This is a genomic window from Blautia intestinihominis (genome assembly GCF_040096655.1).
Classification (GTDB): domain Bacteria; phylum Bacillota; class Clostridia; order Lachnospirales; family Lachnospiraceae; genus Blautia_A; species Blautia_A intestinihominis.
On record NZ_JBBMEI010000005.1, the window covers coordinates 13,779 to 28,279 of the forward strand.

Genomic DNA, 14,501 nt, shown 5'->3' on the forward strand with positions numbered 1-14,501 from the left:
TTCTAGGAGGAAGAAAAATGATACCTGTTGTAGAAAAAATGGAAGTTTTCCCGGTAGCCGGACATGACTGTATGGAATTAAACCTTTCCGGCGCACATGCACCTTACTTTACAAGAAACATCGTGATCCTGACAGATTCCAACGGAGTAGAAGGTGTTGGAGAAGTTCCGGGAGGAGAGAAGATCACAAATGCACTTGAGCAGGTAAAAGACCTGGTGATCGGAACAAGCATTGCAGATTACAAACAGACGCTCAACAAGGTTCGTAAATGGCTGGATGAAAATATCAAAGATGACGTGCGTGGCTTACAGACATTCGACCTTCGTACCGGAGTACATGTAGTAACAGCAATCGAAGCACCTCTGCTTGACCTTCTCGGAAAATTCCTTGATGTGCCGGCAGCAGCTCTGATGGGTGATGGAATCCAGAGAGAAAGAGTACAGTTCTTAAGCTACCTCTTCTACATTGGAGACCGCAAAAAAACAGATCTTCCGTACGAAGAAGAACCAGATGCAGAATGCGATTGGTACCGTCTCCGTCACGAAGAAGCCCTTACACCAGAAGCAATCGTAGCACTTGCAAAAGCGACCCATGAAAAATACGGCTTCGTAGATTTCAAACTCAAAGGCGGCGTACTTGCACCGAAGGAAGAACTCAAAGCAGTTCAGGCGATCAAAAAAGCATTCCCGGATGCAAGAGTTGATCTCGACCCGAACGGCTGCTGGAGCCTCAAAGAAGCACTGGAGATCGCTCCACAGCTCAAAGAATGTCTTGCTTACTGTGAAGACCCATGCGGCGCAGAAAACGGATTCTCCGGACGTGAAGTTATGGCAGAGTTCAGACAGCTCTCCGGAATGCCGACAGCAACCAACATGATCAACACAGACTGGCGCCAGATGCATCACTGCCTGTCCCTGCAGAGCGTAGATATTCCGCTTGCAGACCCGCATTTCTGGACTATGAACGGTTCCGTTCGAGTAGGTCAGATGTGCAACGATTTCGGCATGATGTGGGGATGTCATTCCAATAATCACTTCGATGTCAGCCTTGCAATGGTCGTGCAGTGTGCAGCAGCAATCCCAGGAAAGATGAACGGAATCGACACACACTGGATCTGGCAGGAAGGACGCGAGCGTCTCACAAAACAGCCGATGAAAATCGTTGACGGATGCATTGATCTTCCGAAAAAAGGTGGACTTGGAATCGAAGTTGACCGCGAACAGGTTCTCAAAGCACACAAACTTTACATGGACAACTGTCTGGGAGCACGTGACGATGCAAAAGGCATGCAGTATCTGATCCCGGGATGGAAATTCGATAACAAGCGTCCGTGTCTCGTAAGATAAGATTTTATCAGCAAAATAGGTTATGAGGGTCTGGCGACAGATCCTCCCCCTTAAAAACTTTAGTGAATGAATATATGGAAAGAGTATGAGGAAAAAACATGTCTGAATCAACAAGAATGTTATTAGGACTGGCATTAGGAATCATCGTAATGATCGTCCTGGTAATGAAAACAAAAGTACATTCCTTCATGGCACTGCTGATTGCAGCCATGATCACAGGAATCATCGGCGGAATGCCGATCTCAGATATTACCCTCGCTGACGGCACAACTCAGACTGGTCTGATCACGGCCATTCAGGAAGGATTTGGAAGCACATTAAAGAGCACCGGTATCATCATCGGTCTTGGCGTTATGATGGGCGGTATCCTGGAGAAATCCGGAGCTGCCGAAAAAATGGCATACAGCTTTATCAAACTGATCGGTCAGAAAAACGAAGAATGGGCTCTGGCGATCACAGGATGGTTCATTTCCATTCCGGTATTTGCAGACTCCGCGATCGTAATTTTTGCACCTCTTTGCAAGGCAATGTCCAAAGTAACCGGTAAATCTGTAGTTGGACTTGCACTTTCACTGGCAGTTGGTCTTCAGCTGACACACTGTCTGGTACCTCCGACACCTGGTCCGCTGACCGCAGCCGGAATGTTCAATGTCGATGTAGGCCAGATGATCATCGGTGGTGCACTGATCTCCATTCCGATGCTGATCGTAGTAGTTTTTTACACAAAATGGATCGGAAAGAAAATCTATCAGGTTCCGAACGATGAAGGTGGATTTGACAGAAAAGAATTCAAACAGGAATACATCAAATCCATGGATGAACTCAATGCAATGATGGATGCAAAACAGCTTCCGGGCTTCTGGGTATCTGTGGCACCGATCTTCATCCCGATCATTCTGATCCTTCTCAAAACTGTACTTGGTTTTGTTGGTATCAGCAACAGCGTAGTTGATTTCCTTGGTTCTCCGATCGTAGCACTTGGAATCGGTACACTTCTTGCAATCTACGGACTTGTTCCGAAGGAAGATAACAAAGCTGTTCTCAAGATGATGGATGACGCTATCAAAGATACCGGTATCATCATGCTGATCACAGGTGCCGGCGGATCTCTTGGAAACGTTGTAAAAGTAAGCGGTATCGGTACTGCACTTGGTGAAATGGTTACATCCTGGGCACTTCCGGCAGTTCTGATCCCGTTCATCATTGCAGCACTTATGAGGATCGCTCTCGGATCTGCAACCGTTGCAATCACAACAGCAGCATCCCTGACAGCACCACTTATGAGTGTTTTAAGCATCAGCCCGCTTCTTATGTCCCTTTCCTGCTGCGTAGGTGCGATTTCATTCTCCTACTTCAATGACAGTGGATTCTGGGTATTCAACGGAATGTTCGGACTGACAGAACTGAAAGACCAGGTTCGATGCAAGACGGCCGTATCGATGATCATGTCGGGCGTTGGTGTACTGGAACTGCTTATCGCACAGTTCTTTATCTAAAATCAATGAACAAAAATTAAAACATATAACAAGATCATTCAATCCAAAAAATATAGCAACAACGAGGAGGAAAAAACAATGGGATTTGTACCAAGAGGAATTATTCCACCAATCATCACACCACTTACAGATGACGGAGAAGTAAACTATCCAGTACTGCGTCAGATGGTCAATCATCTGATCGACAACGGCGTGCATGGTCTGTTTCCACTGGGAACGACCGGAGAGTTTTACGCATTCGATGACGATACCTATCGCAAGATCCTTGAAACAGTCAAAGATGAGACAAGAGGTCGTGTTCCGGTTTACGGCGGTGCAAACCATATCACAACAAGAGGCGTTATCCGTCTGGTAAAGATCTGCGAAGAAGTTGGCGTGGATGCAGTTTCCGTACTGACACCAATGTTTGTATCCCAGACACAGGACGAACTGTACGCTTACTATAAGGAAATCGCAGAAAGCACTTCACTTCCGATCATCCTTTACAACAACAAACCAAAAACAAATGTAACCATTACACCGGCAACTGTTGCTAAACTTGCTGAGATTGACAATATCGTTGCAGTCAAAGACAGCACCGGTGATATGACAAATGCAGCAGAGTACATCCGTCTGACAAGAGATAACGACAATTTCCACGTACTGATGGGAAGAGATACTCTGATCCATGCAGCTCTCTGCTATGGAGCAACAGGCGCGATCGCATCCTGTGCAAACGTAGCTCCACGTATCGCAGCTGATATCTACGACAAATTTATGGAAGGTGATCTCAAGGGATCTTTGGATGCACAGTTTGAACTGGCACCGCTCCGTATCGCATGTGGTATGGGTACTTTCCCGGCTGTTATTAAGGAAGGGCTTGTACAGCAGGGCATCCCGGTTGGCAAGTGCCTGGCACCGATCGGCGAGCTGACACCAGAAGAGAAGGAGAAACTTCATCAGGTTCTGGTTGACATGAAGCTTGTTTGATGATATAAAATCTCCAGATAAATAAAAAGGCAGGAATGTAAAATGCGAGTTTTCTACGAAGAAATGAAAGAAAAATTACAGAGCATTCTTGTGAAAAATGGTTTCGATGAGAAACGTGCAGAGGAATCGGCGAAGAATTTCGCCGATTCTTCTTTAGATGGAGTGTATTCTCATGGCTACCAGCGTTTTCCAAGAGTGATCGCTTATATTCAGAAAGGCTACATTGACGTAAATGCAGTGCCGGAAAAAATCACCGGCTTTGGTGCCGTGGAACGATGGGACGGCCATCTGGGAATGGGAAATCTCAATGCAAAAATGGCAATGCAGCGTGCGGTAGAACTGGCGGCACAGCTTGGGATCGGTATGGTGGCGATGTCCAATACCAATCACTGGATGCGCGGCGGTGCCTACGGATGGCAGGCAGCGGAAGCAGGATGTATCGGAATCTGCTGGACAAATACCTGTCCAAACATGCCGGCATGGGGAGCCATTGATGGAAGGATCGGAAATAATCCATTTGTTCTGGCTGTTCCGGATCAGAATGGAGAGCATGTTGTTGTTGATACTGCGATGGCACAGTATTCTTACGGCAAGCTTTCTGTATGCAGGCAGAATGGAGAAAAACTTCCTTATCCGGGTGGTTACGATGAGGAAGGCAGCCTGACCTGCGACCCGGCAGCCATCGAAAAAACAAGAAGAGTCGTCCCGATCGGCTACTGGAAAGGTTCTGGCCTCTCGATCGTACTGGATCTGATCGGCGGGATACTCACACTCGGAAGAACTGTGACAAAAGTAGGACAGGAATGCGAATCGGAATACGGCCTGACGCAGGTATTCATCGCGATCCGCCCGGAAGTCCTGAATCAGGATCCAGACAAAGCACAGGAAATCTTAAACGAGACACTGAAAGATATCCAGGCTTCCATTCCGGAAAAAGAAGGACATACCGTCCGATATCCAGGACAGGGAACACTCATCCGACGCAGGGAAAATCTGAAGAACGGAATCCCGGTCAACGAGGAAATATGGAAAAAGATATGTGAATTATAAATAGCACAATAAAACTCCGGTCATGAAGAAATTTGTGACCGGAGTAACTGTTTACAGGTAATATTCCGCAGTTTTTGAGTATAACAAAGACTTTCATGTCACGAATCTGATATTTTCAGCTTGTATTTTGTATATTCAAAATATGATATAGGGTATAGTGTAAGAAAAATCAGGCGAAGAATAGCTGGAACAGGAGATGAGAGATATGAGATATGGATATTTTGATGAAGCAAAAAAGGAATATGTGATCACACGTCCGGATACACCGGCACCGTGGGTAAACTATCTTGGCTCACCAGAGTATGGGGCAATCGTTTCAAATAATGCAGGAGGATACAGTTTTGCAAAATCCGGAGCAAATGGAAGAATCCTGAGATATATTTTCAATCAGTTTGATCAGCCGGGACGGTATATTTACCTTCGCGATAATGAAAGTAAAGATTACTGGTCTGCATCCTGGCAGCCGGTAGGCAAAGATCTGGAGACGTACAAAAGTGAATGTCATCATGGGACAGCATACACAAAAATGATGGCAGATTACAGTGAAATTCACTCAGAAGTAAGATATTATGTGCCGTTGGAGCGGTCTTATGAAGTATGGAGTCTGGCAGTAACAAACTATTCTGAGAAAAAACGTGAACTTACAGTAACAGGATATGCGGAATTTACCAACAACAGTAACTATGAACAGGATCAGGTAAATCTTCAGTATTCTCAGTATATCACACAGACGGTTTTCAGAGGGAACCGTGTACGTCAGATGATCCACGCAAACCTGGATCGTCTGGAAGAAGGTGAAAACATTGATAACAAAAATGTATTCAACAGATTCTTCGGACTGGCAGGAGCTGACGTGAATTCCTGGTGCGGAGACAAAGAAAGCTTTCTCGGAAGATATCACGGATATAACAATCCAGAGGGCGTGATCACGGGAAAACTCAGCAATAAGGGAAATTATAATGAGAATAGCTGTGGAGCACTTTCAACAGTTTTAAGCCTTGCTCCGGGGGAAACAAAAGAAATCACTTTTCTTGTTGGAATGAAAGGTGATGCAGAAGCGGGCGAGATCGTGGAGCATTACAAAAACTGCCAGGATGTATGTAAAAAAGAACTGGAAGAACTGATCGAATACTGGCATGGTCAGCTTTCTCACTTCCAGATCAGAACCCCAAGTCCGGAATTTAATACCATGATCAATACATGGAATGCATACAACTGTTTTATGACTTTTATCTGGTCACGGGCAGCTTCTTTTACCTACTGTGGACTCCGCAATGGATATGGATATCGCGATACAGTTCAGGATATTCAGGGAGTGATTCATCTGGCACCGGAGATGGCGGTGGAAAAAATCCGATTCATGCTTTCCGCACAGGTGGATAACGGCGGTGGACTTCCGCTTGTAAAATTTACACATAACCCGGGACATGAAGATACTCCGGACGATGCTTCCTATGTACAGGAAACAGGACATCCGGCTTATCGTGCAGATGATGCACTGTGGCTTTTCCCTACAGTCTATAAATATGTTTCAGAAACAGGCAATGTGGCATTCATGGATGAAGTGATTCCGTTTGCAAACAAAGGTGAGGCAACCGTATATGAACATCTGAAACGTGCAATTGCATTTTCTGAAAATCATCTTGGAAAACATGGAATGCCGGCAGGTCTTTATGCAGACTGGAATGACTGTCTCAGACTTGGAAAAGATGGAGAGTCAACTTTTGTAGCACTGCAGTATTATTATGCAATGACGATCCTTAGAGAATTTGCAGACTACAAAGAGGATAAAGAATATATTGAATATCTTAACGAAAGTCAGAAGAAACTTGGAAAACTGATCCAGGATCTCTGCTGGAATGAAGACCGCTTTATCCGTGGATTTACAGAAGATGGAGCTGTGATTGGAAAGCGCACAGATCCGGAAGCGAATATGTGGCTGAATCCGCAGAGCTGGGCGGTGATCAGTGGCCTTGCAGACGATGCACAGGCAGATCTTGCACTGGATATGGTTTATAAGAGACTGAATACGGAATATGGAGCAATCCTGATGGATCCTCCATATCATGCTCATGCATTCGAGGGTGCACTGGCTGTGATCTATAATGCAGGAACCAAGGAAAATGCAGGGATTTTCTCACAGTCACAGGGATGGATCATTCTTGCAGAAGCTCTGAGAGGACATGGAGAGAGAGCTTTTGGCTACTTTATGGAAAATGCGCCTGCGGCACAGAATGACAGGGCAGAGATCCGAAGGCTGGAACCATACTGCTATGGACAGTTTACAGAGGGAAAAGCAAGCCCGAATTTCGGACGCTCTCATGTACACTGGCTGACAGGAACAGCATCTACCGTTATGGTAGGGTGTGTAGAAGGTATCCTTGGTATGCGTCCTGACTTTGGCGGACTGCGAATTGCACCATCTGTTCCGAAAGAATGGGATAAATTTGAAATTGATAAAGATTTCCGCGGATGTAAACTTCATATTACAGTCCATAATCCGGGACACGTGGAATCTGGTTTCAAGAAGATGATCGTCAATGGAGAAGAACTGGGAGAAAATTATATTCCTCAGGAAAAGCTTACAGAGATTACAGAAGTAGAACTGTTCATGTCATAAAAAGGAGACAGCATGAAATATATAAAATTTCAGGATAAAAAAGGAACGTTTACCATTCAGAGTCCGGAAAACTACAGTGGTCTGTATTTTCCGCTGGCGGGTGATGGGGGACTGAAATCCAGTATCACTCCGAACCTTGGAGGAGACAGCAAGACAGATCAGAACCATTTTCTTTTGGAACCGGTAAGTATTGAAAATCTTCACAATAATCGCAGTACCAGAAATTTCTGGTGTCGTATAGAAGGTAAGGGATGCTGGTCTGCAACGGGAATTTCAGCAGAGCAGGAATTACAGAAATTTACAGAAGCTCAGGATAAAAGCATTCTGGAAGCCGGTTTTATGTGGCAGAAAGTGACCAGAACTTCTGCAAAATATGGTCTTCAGTCAGAAATCACTTCTTTTGTTGATGTGGACGGAGCAGCAGAGATTGAACTGGTCAGAATAAAAAATATATCTGAAGAAGTGACAAAAATAACTCCGATCGCTGCAATACCACTTTATGGAAGAAGCGCGGACAATATTCGAGATCATCGTCATGTGACATCGCTTCTTCACAGAATCAATACAACAGAATATGGTGTGGAAGTCACACCGGTTCTGTCTTTTGATGAAAGAGGTCATCAGAAGAATCATACCACCTATTTTGTATATGGATATTCAGAAAAAGGCGATGCGCCGGAGGCGTTTTATCCTACTGTGCAGGAGTTTATAGGAGAGGGCGGTACCTATCTGAATCCAGAAGCAGTAAGAGAGAACAAGCCAGGCAGAAAGGCAGGAAGCAGAGCTGAGGGAAAAGAGGCAATGGGAGGCATCCGCTTTGCGGATGTTGAGCTAAAGCCGCAGGAAACAGCAGGTTTTATCATACTGGCAGGACTGACAGAGAAGAAAGAGAGTATTGCCAAAACTGTCGCAAAATACAGGACAGAAGAACAGGTGGAGAACGTTCTTGAAGAGGTGAAATCCTACTGGCAGAAAAAAGTAAATGTATCTTATGAAACCGGTGATGCAGATGCTGATAACTATATGAAATGGATCAGCTTTCAGCCGGTACTGCGAAGAATCTATGGCTGTTCTTTTCTCCCATACCACGACTATGGAAAAGGCGGACGAGGATGGAGAGATCTCTGGCAGGACTGTCTTGCACTCCTGATCATGAATCCGGCTGTAGTGCGTCAGATGATTGTTGCCAACTATGGCGGTGTCCGCATTGACGGAACAAATGCCACGATTATTGGAAATAAACAGGGAGAATTTATCGCGGACAGAAATAATATTGCCCGTGTCTGGATGGATCATGCATTCTGGCCGTTTGGAACGACGAAGCTGTATATCGACCAGACCGGCGATATGGATATTCTGTTTGAAAAAGTTCCATATTTCAAAGATCTTCAGTCAGGAAGAGGAACAACACACGATGAAGAATGGAATACAGCTTACGGAAAACAGCAGAAAGTAGAGAGCGGAGATATTTATTTCGGAACAATTCTGGAGCATATTCTTCTGCAGAATTTAACTGCTTTTTATGATGTAGGTGAGCATAATGAAATGAAACTCCATGGAGCCGACTGGAACGATGCCATGGATATGGCGTGGGACAATGGTGAGAGTGTGGCGTTTACCTGTGCCTATGCAGGAAATATGAATAACATTGCAGACTGCCTGGAAAACCTGGAACGCATAAGCGGAATTAACCGGGTTGAGATTGCCAGTGAAATGGAATGTCTGTTTTCCTGTGGAAGAGATTTATATGAGAATGCAGACAAAAAAAGAAAACTGCTGGGTTCTTACACCAAAAAGTGTGCACACAACATCAGCGGCGACACAGTGATTGTCAGAATTGATGAGATAGTCAGAAATCTGCGTGAAAAAGCAGACTGGATGATGGAAAATATCCGAAAGAATGAATGGATCACAGATGGTGGAGACGGATGGTTCAATGGTTATTATGATGACCACAAGAATCCGGTAGAGTGCTGCGAAAAAGATCGTGTACGCATGATGCTGACCAGCCAGGTATTCGCGATCATGAGCGGAACTGCAACAAAAGAGCAGACTGCCGCGATCAGCAGAAGTGCAGATAAATATCTGTTCGATGAGAAAGCAGGCGGTTATCGACTGAATACAAATTTCAGAGAAGAGAAATTTGATCTCGGCAGAATGTTCGGCTTTGCCTATGGTGAAAAAGAAAACGGAGCTGTTTTCTCTCACATGGCAGTCATGTATGCAAATGCTCTGTACAGTCAGGGATTTGTAAAAGAAGGATATAAAGTGCTCAATACACTTCTTCATGCGGCAATGAACTTTGAAAGCAGCTATATGTATCCAGGACTTCCTGAATATTTTGACAGTGATGGAAGAGGGCTGTATGCATATCTTACCGGTGCAGCAAGCTGGTATATGCTGACCATGATTACAGAAGCTTTTGGAGTAAGAGGAGAGATTGGCAATCTTGTGATCGCACCAGCACTTATGGCAGAACAGTTTGATAAAGAAGGAAATGCATCACTCTATCTGGAATTTGCAGGAAAGAAATTTGAGGTTCACATTTCCAATCCAGACAAAAAGGAGTATGGAGAATATCAGATTGTTCAGGCGTACTGTGACGAAAAAGAAATAGAAAAAAGAGCAGGCGGAAGTGCCTGCATGAAAAAAGAGACGATTGAACAGTTGTCTTTAGATGAGACACATAATATTACTATAGTATTACAGTAAAAACAACCCGACATTATGTAGCAAAATGACATAATGCCGGGTTGTTTTCTGTTTTTCTCAATGCCGGAGAGAGACAGAGGCATGTCTGCTGGTCTACCACATGGATTTGTAGTATTTGTCGCGGTATTTCTTTGGTGTCAGTCCTGTATAGCCTTCAAAAATCTGTATAAAGTGACTCTGTGAGGAAAAGGAAAGATACGCCGCAATATCCACGATAGACTGATCAGAATATCTGAGAAGATGAGTGGCTTTTTCTATTTTCTGTTCACGGATGTAGTCACTGATCGATACACCAAGATTCTGCTTGAATATACGGGAAAGATAATTGCAGGACAGCCCTGTATGTTCAGCCAGATCCTGAATGGTGATTCTTTCTTTTATGTGACTGTAGATATAGTTGATGCATTCAATGACAGGTTTGGACAGAACAGAACTTTTTTTCTGAAGAAGCATTTTTCCGGTAAAATCTTTTGCCATAATATGGTGGAGGTCTGCAACTTCACGGACTGAAGTGCAGGAATCCATTTTTAAGATATAGAAGTCGCTGAGGCGATAGGCCTGCTCCGGTTCCAGTCCTCCGTCAATGCAATAACGGGTCAGCATGGCGGTAGTTACCACAAAATGATATTTGATATTGGTCAGAGGATTTCTTGAAAGGACACCAGTTCCTTCGAGATGAAGAAAGGAATCGTTTTTGCAGTTTGCAGTGACAGTCTCCATGTCTCCGCTTCGGACTGCATTATAAAAAGAGTATTCTACGGAGGGAGAACGGTGCAGGATCTCCATATCATCGTTTTTCATTTCAGTGTGGTACCAGTCTTTTGAAATTGCCATAAACATCACTCCTTAATGTGTTGATTTTTTATATTATGACATGAATCTGACATTTTGTTAAGATTAATAATATATTTTGAATGTCAAAAATGATATAGTATCATCATCAAAGAGAAAACAGTGAAAAATGCTTTGAACAAGGAGGAATTTTTAATGAAAAGAAAATTTGTATCTGTAATCCTGACAGCAGCAGTTGTTGCAGGAACACTCTCAGCAGCAACTGTAGTAAGTGCGGATTCCGGAGAAGGAAAAGTGATCAATATTTATTCCTGGAATGATGAATTTCGTCAGAGATTGGAAGCTGTATATCCGGAAGTAGAATCTACATCAAAGGATGGAACAGTTACAACACTGAAAGATGGAACAGAGATTCACTGGGTCATTAACCCGAATCAGGATGGCGTTTACCAGCAAAAACTGGATGAAGCATTGATGAACCAGGCGGATGCGGCAGACGATGACAAAGTAGATATTTTCCTGTCAGAGACAGACTATGTAAATAAATATACAGACAAAGATGCAGATGTGGCAATTCCGCTTAAAGACCTCGGAATTGATCCTGACAAAGATCTTGCAGATCAGTATGATTTTACAAAAACAACAGCATCTGACACTGATGGAGTACAGAGAGGTTCTACATGGCAGTGCTGCCCGGGAACTCTGGTATATCGTCGTGACATCGCAAAAGATGTATTTGGAACAGATGATCCGGAAGCAGTAGGCGAGAAATTAAAGGACTGGGATACAACAAAAGCAACAGCAGAAGAACTGAAAGCAAAAGGATACTACACATTTGCTTCTTATGCAGATACATTCCGTCTGTATGGAAACAGCATCGAAAATTCATGGGTAGAGCCGGGAAGCACAACGATCAAAGTTGACCAGAAGATCATGGATTGGATAAGTGATTCAAAAGAATGGCTGGATGCAGGATATCTGAACAAAACTGTAAAAGGTCAGTGGAACGATGACTGGAACAAAGCTATGAGCTCTGACTCCAAAGTATTCGCATTCCTGTTCCCGGCATGGGGAATTGACTTTACCCTGAAACCAAACTGGGATGGCGAAGACGGTGCCTGGGCTGTTACAAACCCACCGCAGGAATACAACTGGGGCGGATCTTATATCCATGTAGCAACAGGAACAGACAACACGGAACATGCAAAAGATATTATCCTTGCTCTGACTGGAAACAAAGACAACCTGTTAAAGATTTCCCAGGACTATGCTGACTTTACAAATACAAAATCCGGTATGCAGGAGGCTGCTTCTGACGATGCATTCGCTTCTGATTTCCTCGGTGGACAGAATCCATTTGAATATTTTGCACCGGTTGCAGAAAACATCAAAATTGCCCCGCTTTCCCCTTATGATCAGGGCTGTGTAGAACTGATCCAGAATGCTTTCAGCGATTATTTCCAGGGAAATGTTGAGTTTGACAAAGCAAAATCAAACTTTGAAACAGCAATCATGGAACGTTATCCGGAAATCACAGAAGTACAGTGGCCGGAATAAATGATCAGATCAGCAGGGTACAGAGTGCCCTGCTGTTTATTGGAAAGGAAAGGCATTTATGAAAAAAAAGAAAAAAAATATTGATTACGGAAAATGGGGCTTGTTATTTATTCTTCCATTTTTTATCGCGTATCTGATATTTTCTCTTATTCCTTTGATCGATACTGTAAGATACAGCTTTTTCGAATATTATCGTTCGGGTATCAAGGTAGTAGGTCCGAATTTTGTCGGCATGAAAAACTACATCAGTCTTTTGAAATCAGATATGTTCCTGTATGGAAAAAACACATTGATCCTGTGGCTGATCGGTTTTGTTCCGCAGATCGTGGTTGCACTTGTACTTGCCTGCTGGTTTACAGATCTTCGAATGAAGATCCACGGCAAACAGTTCTTTAAAGTAGTTATTTATCTGCCGAACCTGATCATGGCGTCTGCATTTGCCTTATTATTCTTTACGATGTTCTCTACCAATGGTCCGGTCAACTCTATTCTGCTGTCTCTGGGTGTTCTGAAAGCACCGATTGATTTCCTGGGTTCTGTTCTGGGAACAAGAGGACTGATCGGATTTATGAACTTTATGATGTGGTTTGGAAATACAACGATCATGCTGATGGCGGCAGTTATGGGTGTAAGTGTGGAGGTCTATGAGGCTGCTGATCTGGATGGATGCAATGGAATTCAGAGATTTTTCTATATTACACTGCCAATGATCCGTCCGATCCTTGCATACACACTGATCACATCTATCATCGGTGGTCTTCAGATGTTTGATGTTCCTCAGATCCTGACAAACGGACAGGGTAACCCGGACAGAACATCCATGACACTGATCATGTTCCTGAACAGTCATCTGAAGAGCAAGAATTATGGAATGGCAGGTGCATTATCTGTTTACCTGTTCATCATCAGTGGTATCCTCTGCTTCTTTGTTTACAGAATGACCAATGACAACGATCCAGATGGTTCAAAAAAGGCAGCTAAGAAACGTGCAAAAGAAGAAAGGAGAAGAGCAAGATCATGAAAACAAATTCAGGAAAACGTGTGATGAGCATTTTCGCACATATTGTACTCATTCTCTTATCTTTTATGTGTCTGTTTTTCTTTGCGATTCTGCTTATCAATGCAACGCATTCACATGCAGAACTGCAGAAAGGCTTTTCTATCATTCCGGGTAAACATTTTCTGGATAACCTGAGAAGTGTGGCAAATGATGGAAGCTTTCCAATGTTCAGAGGAATCATTAACAGTGTGATCGTGTCCGGATGCTCTGCAGCATTATGTACATACTTTTCTTCCCTGACTGCATATGGCATTTATGCTTATGATTTCAAGGGAAAGAAAGTTGCTTTTACTTTCATCATGGCAATCCTTGTTATGCCGACACAGGTAACTGCAATGGGATTCCTGAGACTGATCACAAAGATGGGAATGTATGATTCACTTCTTCCGCTGATTATTCCGTCCATTGCTTCACCGGCAGTATTTTACTTTATGTACAGTTATTTACAATCTTCTCTTCCGCTGTCACTGGTGGAAGCTGCCAGAATTGACGGATCTGGAGAGTTCCATACATTCAACCGTATTGTACTTCCAATCATGAAACCGGCGATCGCAGTTCAGGCAATCTTTACCTTTGTTGGATCATGGAACAACTACTTCGTACCGGCATTGGTTATCCAGTCCAAGAACAAGATGACGGTTCCGATCCTGATTGCAACATTACGAGGTGCTGATTACATGAACTTTGATATGGGTAAGATTTACATGATGATCACTGTTGCTATCGTACCGATCATTATTGTTTATCTGCTTCTGTCAAAATATATCATCGCAGGTGTTACGCTGGGTGGCGTAAAAGAGTAAAAAATAAAAGTTATCATCAATCAGAAGAACGCGGCAGGATATTCTTGCATAAAGGATAAAGAATGCTGTCGTTCTTTTGTTGTATAAAATAAATTC

The 14,501-nt window shown here is 43.6% G+C and carries 10 protein-coding genes; 9 read left to right on the plus strand and 1 reads right to left on the minus strand.

Going from position 1 to position 14,501, the window contains the following annotated elements; genetic code table 11:
• Nucleotides 1-17: 17 nt before the first annotated feature.
• From WMO75_RS02770 to WMO75_RS02795, 6 genes are all read left to right on the plus strand, one after another.
• On the plus strand, nucleotides 18-1,346 hold the full coding sequence (locus WMO75_RS02770) for an enolase C-terminal domain-like protein (RefSeq protein WP_118252046.1): 1,329 nt from the start codon (nucleotides 18-20) through the stop codon (nucleotides 1,344-1,346).
• A 98-nt stretch (nucleotides 1,347-1,444) separates the two neighbouring features.
• Nucleotides 1,445-2,842, plus strand: a complete 1,398-nt coding sequence (locus WMO75_RS02775) for a GntP family permease (protein ID WP_022215737.1) — start codon at nucleotides 1,445-1,447, stop codon at nucleotides 2,840-2,842.
• A gap of 78 nt (nucleotides 2,843-2,920) precedes the next feature.
• On the plus strand, nucleotides 2,921-3,811 hold the full coding sequence (locus WMO75_RS02780; RefSeq protein ID WP_022215738.1) for a dihydrodipicolinate synthase family protein: 891 nt from the start codon (nucleotides 2,921-2,923) through the stop codon (nucleotides 3,809-3,811).
• A 42-nt stretch (nucleotides 3,812-3,853) separates the two neighbouring features.
• Nucleotides 3,854-4,861 carry a 3-dehydro-L-gulonate 2-dehydrogenase gene (yiaK, locus tag WMO75_RS02785; protein ID WP_291580155.1) on the plus strand — a complete coding sequence of 336 codons (1,008 nt, stop codon included), beginning with the start codon at nucleotides 3,854-3,856 and terminating at the stop codon, nucleotides 4,859-4,861.
• Between the two features lie 205 nt (nucleotides 4,862-5,066).
• Nucleotides 5,067-7,481: a glycoside hydrolase family 94 protein gene (locus WMO75_RS02790; RefSeq protein ID WP_173906770.1), complete on the plus strand. Its 2,415-nt coding sequence runs from the start codon at nucleotides 5,067-5,069 to the stop codon at nucleotides 7,479-7,481.
• A 12-nt stretch (nucleotides 7,482-7,493) separates the two neighbouring features.
• Nucleotides 7,494-10,193: a GH36-type glycosyl hydrolase domain-containing protein gene (locus tag WMO75_RS02795; protein WP_349077566.1), complete on the plus strand. Its 2,700-nt coding sequence runs from the start codon at nucleotides 7,494-7,496 to the stop codon at nucleotides 10,191-10,193.
• A gap of 93 nt (nucleotides 10,194-10,286) precedes the next feature.
• Here the strand turns inward: WMO75_RS02795 and WMO75_RS02800 are convergent, their stop codons facing one another.
• Nucleotides 10,287-11,027, minus strand: a complete 741-nt coding sequence (locus WMO75_RS02800; protein WP_022215749.1) for a helix-turn-helix domain-containing protein — start codon at nucleotides 11,025-11,027, stop codon at nucleotides 10,287-10,289.
• Between the two features lie 153 nt (nucleotides 11,028-11,180).
• Between WMO75_RS02800 and WMO75_RS02805 the strand changes: the two genes are divergently transcribed.
• The 3 genes from WMO75_RS02805 to WMO75_RS02815 are packed head-to-tail and all read left to right on the plus strand — an operon-like array spanning nucleotide 11,181 to nucleotide 14,405.
• Nucleotides 11,181-12,542 (plus strand): ABC transporter substrate-binding protein, encoded by a 1,362-nt coding sequence (locus tag WMO75_RS02805; protein ID WP_173906768.1) that lies wholly within the window; start codon nucleotides 11,181-11,183, stop codon nucleotides 12,540-12,542.
• A gap of 58 nt (nucleotides 12,543-12,600) precedes the next feature.
• Entirely contained in the window at nucleotides 12,601-13,563 is a 963-nt protein-coding gene (locus tag WMO75_RS02810; protein ID WP_022215751.1) for a carbohydrate ABC transporter permease, read from the plus strand.
• Entirely contained in the window at nucleotides 13,560-14,405 is an 846-nt protein-coding gene (locus tag WMO75_RS02815) for a carbohydrate ABC transporter permease (RefSeq protein WP_118697955.1), read from the plus strand. Before WMO75_RS02810 ends, WMO75_RS02815 begins: the two co-directional genes overlap by 4 nt.
• The last annotated feature ends 96 nt before the right edge of the window (nucleotides 14,406-14,501 follow it).

What these genes read in the sequence shown, in the direction of transcription:
- WMO75_RS02770 (WP_118252046.1), top strand. Translation starts at nt 18, where the DNA reads ATGATACCTGTTGTAGAAAAAATGGAAGTTTTCCCGGTAGCCGGACAT.
- WMO75_RS02775 (WP_022215737.1), top strand. Translation starts at nt 1,445, where the DNA reads ATGTCTGAATCAACAAGAATGTTATTAGGACTGGCATTAGGAATCATC.
- WMO75_RS02780 (WP_022215738.1), top strand. Translation starts at nt 2,921, where the DNA reads ATGGGATTTGTACCAAGAGGAATTATTCCACCAATCATCACACCACTT.
- yiaK (WP_291580155.1), top strand. Translation starts at nt 3,854, where the DNA reads ATGCGAGTTTTCTACGAAGAAATGAAAGAAAAATTACAGAGCATTCTT.
- WMO75_RS02790 (WP_173906770.1), top strand. Translation starts at nt 5,067, where the DNA reads ATGAGATATGGATATTTTGATGAAGCAAAAAAGGAATATGTGATCACA.
- WMO75_RS02795 (WP_349077566.1), top strand. Translation starts at nt 7,494, where the DNA reads ATGAAATATATAAAATTTCAGGATAAAAAAGGAACGTTTACCATTCAG.
- WMO75_RS02800 (WP_022215749.1), bottom strand. Translation starts at nt 11,027, where the DNA reads ATGGCAATTTCAAAAGACTGGTACCACACTGAAATGAAAAACGATGAT.
- WMO75_RS02805 (WP_173906768.1), top strand. Translation starts at nt 11,181, where the DNA reads ATGAAAAGAAAATTTGTATCTGTAATCCTGACAGCAGCAGTTGTTGCA.
- WMO75_RS02810 (WP_022215751.1), top strand. Translation starts at nt 12,601, where the DNA reads ATGAAAAAAAAGAAAAAAAATATTGATTACGGAAAATGGGGCTTGTTA.
- WMO75_RS02815 (WP_118697955.1), top strand. Translation starts at nt 13,560, where the DNA reads ATGAAAACAAATTCAGGAAAACGTGTGATGAGCATTTTCGCACATATT.